The sequence below is a fragment of the Pseudorhodobacter sp. genome (assembly GCF_030452865.1).
GTDB lineage: Bacteria > Pseudomonadota > Alphaproteobacteria > Rhodobacterales > Rhodobacteraceae > Pseudorhodobacter.
In genome coordinates this window covers 1-6340 of the sequence record NZ_JAKDLJ010000206.1, presented here as the reverse complement: position 1 = coordinate 6340, position 6340 = coordinate 1, and the positions used below count along the sequence as shown (strand labels likewise).

Genomic DNA, 6340 nt, shown 5'->3' with positions numbered 1-6340 from the left:
CATTCTCCATCGAAATCAGGACACCCTGGCGGCGGCCCTGGATATGCCCTTTGTGTGGTGCCCAGGAATGGAAAAGCCGGTTCAGAACCCCAGTTCCGCGTGTATCGGTCAGGAACTGGCCGTGGTAGCCGATCAAGCCGCGCGACGGAACATGCGCCACGATACGGGTTTTGCCGACACCTGCTGGCTTCATTTCCACCAGATCGCCCTTTCGCTCACCCGTGAGCTTTTCGATGACGGAGCCGGAATATTCATCATCCACGTCGATGGTGACTTCCTCGATCGGTTCCATCCGCGCGCCGTCTTCGGTCTTGAAAATGACGCGCGGGCGCGAGATTGACAATTCGAACCCTTCGCGGCGCATGTTTTCAATGAGAACACCCATCTGCAATTCGCCCCGGCCCGAAACCTCAAACGCCTCCCCGCCGGGGGTGTCGGCGATCTTGATCGCGACATTGGTTTCCGCCTCATCCATCAGGCGTTTGCGGATGATGCGGGATTGTACCTTGGTGCCGTCCTTGCCAGCCAGAGGGCTGTCGTTGATCCCGAAGGTAACCGTGATAGTGGGCGGGTCAATCGGCTGCGCCGGGATCGCCTCCGTCACTGTCAGATCGCAAAGCGTATCCGCCACGGTGGCTTTGGTCATCCCTGCGATGGTGACGATATCGCCTGCCACGGCTTCTTCAATAGGTTGTTGGCCAAGGCCGCGGAAGGCAAGGATCTTGGTGACGCGGAACTGTTCGATCCGTTCCCCGTCACGCGACAGGGCTTTGATCTGCGCGCCCATTTTCAGCGTGCCCGCCTCCACCCGACCGGTCAGGATGCGGCCGATGAACGGATCAGCCGAAAGCGTCGTGGCGAGCATCTTGAACGGTTCATTCGCGGCGGCGACCTGCTTTGGCGCCGGCACATGCTTCACGATCAGGTCAAACAGCGCGTTGAGGTTTTCACGCGGGCCATCCAACTCGGTATCGGCCCAGCCAGAGCGGCCAGAGGCGTAGAGATGCGGAAAATCGAGCTGGTTGTCATCGGCGCCAAGGTTGGCAAAAAGGTCGAAACATTCATCCAAGGCGCGGTCGGGCTCAGCATCGGCCTTGTCGACCTTGTTCAAGACCACGATCGGGCGCAGGCCAAGGGCAAGCGCCTTCGATGTCACGAATTTGGTTTGCGGCATCGGGCCTTCGGCGGCATCGACCAGCAAGACAACACCGTCCACCATCGACAGGATACGCTCCACCTCGCCACCGAAATCGGCGTGGCCGGGGGTATCGACGATGTTGATGCGGATGCCGTCATGTTCGACCGAGGTACATTTCGCCAAAATGGTGATCCCGCGCTCTCGCTCGATATCGTTGCTGTCCATCGCGCGCTCGGTCGTGGCTTGATTGTCGCGGTAGGTGCCGGATTGTTTCAACAGCTCATCGACAAGTGTGGTTTTGCCATGGTCAACGTGGGCGATGATGGCGATGTTGCGAAGCTCCATCGGAGGGGTCTCTTTTTCAAATCATTTCGGGTTGGGGCGGCCATATCGGGTTTGCGGCGGAATGGCTAGGGGGGTTGTGAATTTCGCGCGCAAGGCAAGAGGCGGCCTGAACGGCAAAGGCCGGGGGCGTATGCCGCACCCGGACCCCCTGCAAGGTATTTTTACCAAGATGAAGGCTTAGCCCTTGAGCGATTTGTTGAGGTATTCATCAACCTTTTCCAGATAGCCCATGGTGGTCAACCATTTCTGATCGGGTCCGACAAGAAGAGCGAGGTCTTTGGTCATGTGACCATCTTCGACAGCGTCGACGGTGACCTTTTCCAGGGTGGCCGCGAATTTTGCCAGTGGTTCGTTGTTATCCAGCTTGGCGCGATGCTTCAGACCGCCGGTCCAGGCGAAAATCGACGCGATGGAGTTGGTGGAGGTTTCCTTGCCGGCCTGATGTTGGCGATAGTGGCGGGTGACAGTGCCATGGGCGGCTTCTGCCTCCACGGTTTTGCCGTCGGGAGTCATCAGAACGCTTGTCATCAAGCCGAGCGAGCCGAAGCCTTGCGCCACGGTATCGGACTGTACGTCGCCGTCGTAGTTCTTGCAGGCCCAGACATAGCCGCCCGACCACTTCATTGCCGAGGCGACCATATCGTCGATCAACCGGTGTTCGTAGGTGATGCCGGCCTTCTTGAACTTGTCGGCGAATTCTTCATCAAACACTTGTTGGAACAAATCCTTGAAGCGACCGTCATAGGCCTTGAGGATGGTGTTCTTGGTCGAAAGATACACTGGCCAGCCCTTGACCAACCCGTAATTCATCGAGGCGCGGGCGAAGTCGATGATGCTGTCGTCAAGGTTGTACATCGCCATCGTGACACCGGAGGAGGGGGCGTCGAAGACCTCTTTCTCGATCACGGTGCCATCATCGCCGACGAATTTGATCGTCAGCTTACCCTTGCCGGGGAAGCGGAAGTCGGTGGCGCGGTACTGATCACCGAAGGCGTGGCGGCCGACGACGATGGGCTGCGTCCAGCCGGGGACAAGGCGCGGCACGTTCTGGCAGATGATCGGTTCGCGGAAAATCACGCCACCCAGAATGTTGCGGATGGTGCCGTTGGGGCTACGCCACATCTGCTTGAGGCCAAATTCTTCAACCCGCGCCTCATCCGGCGTGATGGTCGCGCATTTGACGCCCACGCCGTATTTCTGGATCGCGTGTGCTGCGTCGACGGTGATCTGGTCATCTGTCGCATCCCGGCTTTCGATGGAAAGATCATAATACTTGAGGTCGATAGCGAGGTAGGGCAGCACCAGCTTTTGCTTGATGAAATCCCAGATGATCCGGGTCATTTCATCGCCGTCAAGCTCGACAACGGGGTTTGCGACTTTGATCTTGGTCATGCGCTGCGCCTTTTTCGGTTAGGGGATTCGGGTTGGAGCCTGAATAGCGGAATATTCGGGGCTTGGCTAGTGCGGTATGCGATTGTATACCGCGAAGTCAGGCATTGGAGAGGAATGGAAGGCAAAGCGACTTTATGTAGGGCCAGAGTTCGGGAGCACCTTTCGCGATCTTGACCCCGATGCGGGATTCAAGCTGTGCGAAGGTCACGTTGTATTCGCGCCATGTTCCGCCCTGGCATTGCAGGTTCTGCATAACGGGTTGCACCCGGTCCAGACTTTTGGCGAATTGGGCATCGGCAGTTTCGGCCGTTTCAAACTCTTGCCAAAGTGACAGAAGTTTGCCATTCAAGGCACTGGGAAGTAAGCCAAAAATGCGATTTGCGGCCCTTGCTTCCGCACCCAGTACAGCGGCGGAGCCATGTGCCGCACCACCCGCTGAATGAATAGGTACATCACCCACGTCGATTTCAACGATGTCATGCAGCAGCAGCATCTGGACGACACGGGAAATATCCACATTCGGCGACGCCTGATCGGCGAGGATCAGCGCGTAAAGCGCGATATGCCAGGAGTGTTCGGCGGAGTTTTCGCGCCGCGAACCATCGCAAAGCGTTGTGGCGCGTGAAACGGATTTCAGGACATCGAGTTCCGACAGAAACGCAAGTCGCGCCGCGAAATCGGAGGCCGGGAGAGGGTTGCCTGCCAATAGGGCTGTTGCGGCGGCATGGGCTTCGGGCCAGCGCTGCGTGAGGTCGGCGGCGCGGCCATGGGCAAGATTGTCCGCGACGATCTTCACATGATCGGGGCGAGGATTGGCGGCACAGAGCACCTGAAACAGTGGTTGCGCGTGGTCGATCTGTTTGGCAAAACGCGCGGCCAGCGTTTCTCCTTGCTCAAACTCAGCCCAGAGCTGCGCCAGAGGGGAGCCAATCCTTGGCGGCAGCAAGCCAAAAAGCCGCTTGGCGGCTTTTGTCTCCGCCGCAGATTGCGCACCGTTGGGCAGATGGATCGGGTGATCGCCTGCATCAATCTCCACAATATCATGCAGCAACAGCATCGAGATAACGCGCGCAATATCAGTGCCTTGCGGTGCGGCATGTGCATGAACCAAGGCCCAGACGGCGACATGCCAGCTATGTTCAGCCGAATTCTCTGGTCGGGAATCGTCCAGCAGCACATTGGCGCGGTTGATGGATTTCAGGCGATCCGCCTCATTCAGAAAGGCGAATTGCTGGTCAAGCGTTTCGCACTCATTGTTCAATGTCCGTCCACCGACATATCCTTTGGTGCATCCGGGGCTGCGGCGCCGCTTTTGGCCGCAGCCAGGGCTTTGGCAACGAATTCCTGCCCCCGGCGTTCGGCAAGGCGCACGCGGATCGAGGTCATGAACGCTTCTTGCAACGTGGGGGAGGAGCCGCCAATAACCCGGCTGACCTTTTCGTAAAAGCGGTCGTCGTCTATGAACTCCATCGCATCCAATGTAGCTTTTGCCAGGCCGTCGGCCAGCGTTTCAGCGACGCTCATCGGGTTTGCTCGGTGATGCGGCGTTTGACATAGGCCGAGACGTTTTCAATCATCGGTTTCATATGCGCCTCGTCGTCCTTGAAGAAATGGTCCGCGCCCTCGATCTGGGTATGGGTGATGGTGATGCCTTTTTGCTCATGCAATTTGTTTACCAGACTGGTCGTATCCTTCGGCGGCGCCACCTTGTCATTGGTGCCGTTGATGATCAGCCCGGAAGAAGGGCAAGGCGCGAGGAAGGAAAAGTCATACATATTCGCAGGCGGAGAGACCGAGATGAAACCGGTGATTTCCGGGCGGCGCATCAGAAGCTGCATGCCGATCCACGCCCCGAACGAAAACCCTGCGACCCAGCAATGCTTGGAATTCTGATTCATGGATTGCAGGTAATCCAGCGCCGAGGCGGCATCAGAAAGCTCCCCAATGCCTTGGTCATATTCGCCCTGCGACCGGCCGACGCCCCGGAAGTTGAAGCGCAAAACCGTGAAGCCGAGGTTGTAGAAGGTGTAATGCAGGTTGTAGACCACGCGCTGATTCATCGTACCGCCGAATTGCGGATGCGGATGCAACACGATGGCGATGGGGGCGTCACGCTCCTTCTGGGGGTGGTAACGGCCTTCGAGACGTCCCTCCGGGCCGGCAAAAATCACTTCGGGCATAGCGCTCGCCTTGTCACTTTCCTGCGGCGGGCTTGGTGGACAAAGACCGGGCGCATATTTAGAATGGTTCAAAGCAGGCCCAAAACAGGCCCGCGGTTCCGCTTGAGTTAAGCGCCCCTTCGGTGCAGGTCAATGTGTTTGGTGGAAAATGACCGGCGTTGACCGGCGAATTGGGGGGATTGGCGCATGAAACTTTCGACCAAAGGACGATATGCAATGGTGGCGCTGTGCGATCTGGCGCTTGCAGGGGGGAAAGCAGACAGCGATGCGTTGGTTTCGCTGTCGGAGATTTCGAAGCGGCAGGATATTTCCTTGCCCTATCTGGAGCAGTTGTTTGTCAAACTGCGCCGCTCCGGCTTGGTAGAGGCGGTGCGCGGGCCGGGAGGCGGTTACCGCCTTGCCAAACCTGCGGTGGAAATCCGGGTGAGTGAGATCATGGAAGCGGTGGAAGAAACGGTCAGCGCGATGCATGCGGGGGCAGGGGCTTCGGGCGGGGTATCGGGCAGTCGCGCGCAGAGTTTGAGCAACCGGTTGTGGGAGGGGCTTTCGGCGCATGTCTATGTGTTTTTGCATCAGACGCGGCTTTCGGATGTGGTTCGCAACGAAATGCAGCCATGTCCGGCGGTGCCCGCGTTGTTTGCCGTGGTGGATGAGGATTGAACCGGGAGGCATGATCGGCGGGCCGAATTTTCAGCGAAAATTCAGGGGGCGCTCGCGCCCCCTCGGTGCTTTGCACCTCACCCCCTGAGGATACTTTTGAACAGATGAGAGATTGTGGGATGAAAGCTCGGGTATATCTGGACTGGAACGCGACCACGCCTTTGCGGGCGGAGGCGCGGGCGGCGATGATTGCGGCGATGGATGTTGTCGGCAATCCATCCTCGGTTCATGCCGAGGGCCGGGCGGCGAAAGCACTGTTGGAGCGGGCGCGGGCGCAGGTGGCGGCAGCTTTGGGGGCCGAGGGTGCGGATGTCGTCTTTACAGGATCGGCGACGGAATCTGCGGCATTCGCCTGCGCCGGGCGTGGTTTGCATTGTGCAGGAGTTGAGCATGATGCGGTTTCGGCTTGGTGCGTATCGGATTTGACAGTGGACTCGTGCGGTGCGGTTTCAGTCACCGATCCGCAGCGGGCGGCATTGCAACTGGCCAATTCGGAGACAGGGGTGATGCAGGTTTTGCCGCAAGGGGTGGCGGTGAGCGATCTGACGCAAGGGTTTGGCAAGGTTCCGCTTGCGTTCAACTGGCTGGGCTGCGACGCGGGATTGGTTTCGGCGCATAAGCTGGG

7 protein-coding genes are annotated in these 6340 nt (G+C 58.6%); 2 read left to right on the top strand and 5 right to left on the bottom strand.

Annotated features, from left to right (window positions below):
* From L0H65_RS12360 to L0H65_RS12340, 5 genes are all read right to left on the bottom strand, one after another.
* A partial coding sequence (locus L0H65_RS12360; RefSeq protein ID WP_301459358.1) for a GTP-binding protein occupies positions 1-1483 on the bottom strand: 1483 nt, incomplete at its 3' end.
* Positions 1484-1660: 177 nt separating this feature from the next.
* Positions 1661-2875: an NADP-dependent isocitrate dehydrogenase gene (locus L0H65_RS12355; protein WP_301459357.1), complete on the bottom strand. Its 1215-nt coding sequence runs from the start codon at positions 2873-2875 to the stop codon at positions 1661-1663.
* Between the two features lie 97 nt (positions 2876-2972).
* The gene (locus L0H65_RS12350) at positions 2973-4136 is read right to left on the bottom strand and encodes an HD family hydrolase (RefSeq protein WP_301459356.1); all 1164 of its coding nucleotides are present in this window, start codon (positions 4134-4136) and stop codon (positions 2973-2975) included.
* Complete coding sequence (locus L0H65_RS12345; RefSeq protein ID WP_301459355.1) at positions 4133-4399, bottom strand: hypothetical protein; 267 nt, start codon at positions 4397-4399, stop codon at positions 4133-4135. The genes L0H65_RS12350 and L0H65_RS12345 overlap by 4 nt, the downstream gene beginning before the upstream one ends.
* Positions 4396-5055 (bottom strand): alpha/beta hydrolase, encoded by a 660-nt coding sequence (locus tag L0H65_RS12340; RefSeq protein ID WP_301459354.1) that lies wholly within the window; start codon positions 5053-5055, stop codon positions 4396-4398. Before L0H65_RS12340 ends, L0H65_RS12345 begins: the two co-directional genes overlap by 4 nt.
* A 186-nt stretch (positions 5056-5241) precedes the next feature.
* On the opposite strand from L0H65_RS12340, the gene L0H65_RS12335 reads away from it, so the two are divergent.
* Positions 5242-5715, top strand: a complete 474-nt coding sequence (locus L0H65_RS12335; protein WP_301459353.1) for an Rrf2 family transcriptional regulator — start codon at positions 5242-5244, stop codon at positions 5713-5715.
* Between the two features lie 119 nt (positions 5716-5834).
* Positions 5835-6340: aminotransferase class V-fold PLP-dependent enzyme (locus tag L0H65_RS12330; protein ID WP_301459352.1), on the top strand; the 506-nt coding region annotated here is incomplete at its 3' end.

Coding starts and splice junctions, on each gene's coding strand:
- L0H65_RS12355 (WP_301459357.1), bottom strand. CDS start 2,875: ATGACCAAGATCAAAGTCGCAAACCCCGTTGTCGAGCTTGACGGCGAT.
- L0H65_RS12345 (WP_301459355.1), bottom strand. CDS start 4,399: ATGAGCGTCGCTGAAACGCTGGCCGACGGCCTGGCAAAAGCTACATTG.
- L0H65_RS12340 (WP_301459354.1), bottom strand. CDS start 5,055: ATGCCCGAAGTGATTTTTGCCGGCCCGGAGGGACGTCTCGAAGGCCGT.
- L0H65_RS12335 (WP_301459353.1), top strand. CDS start 5,242: ATGAAACTTTCGACCAAAGGACGATATGCAATGGTGGCGCTGTGCGAT.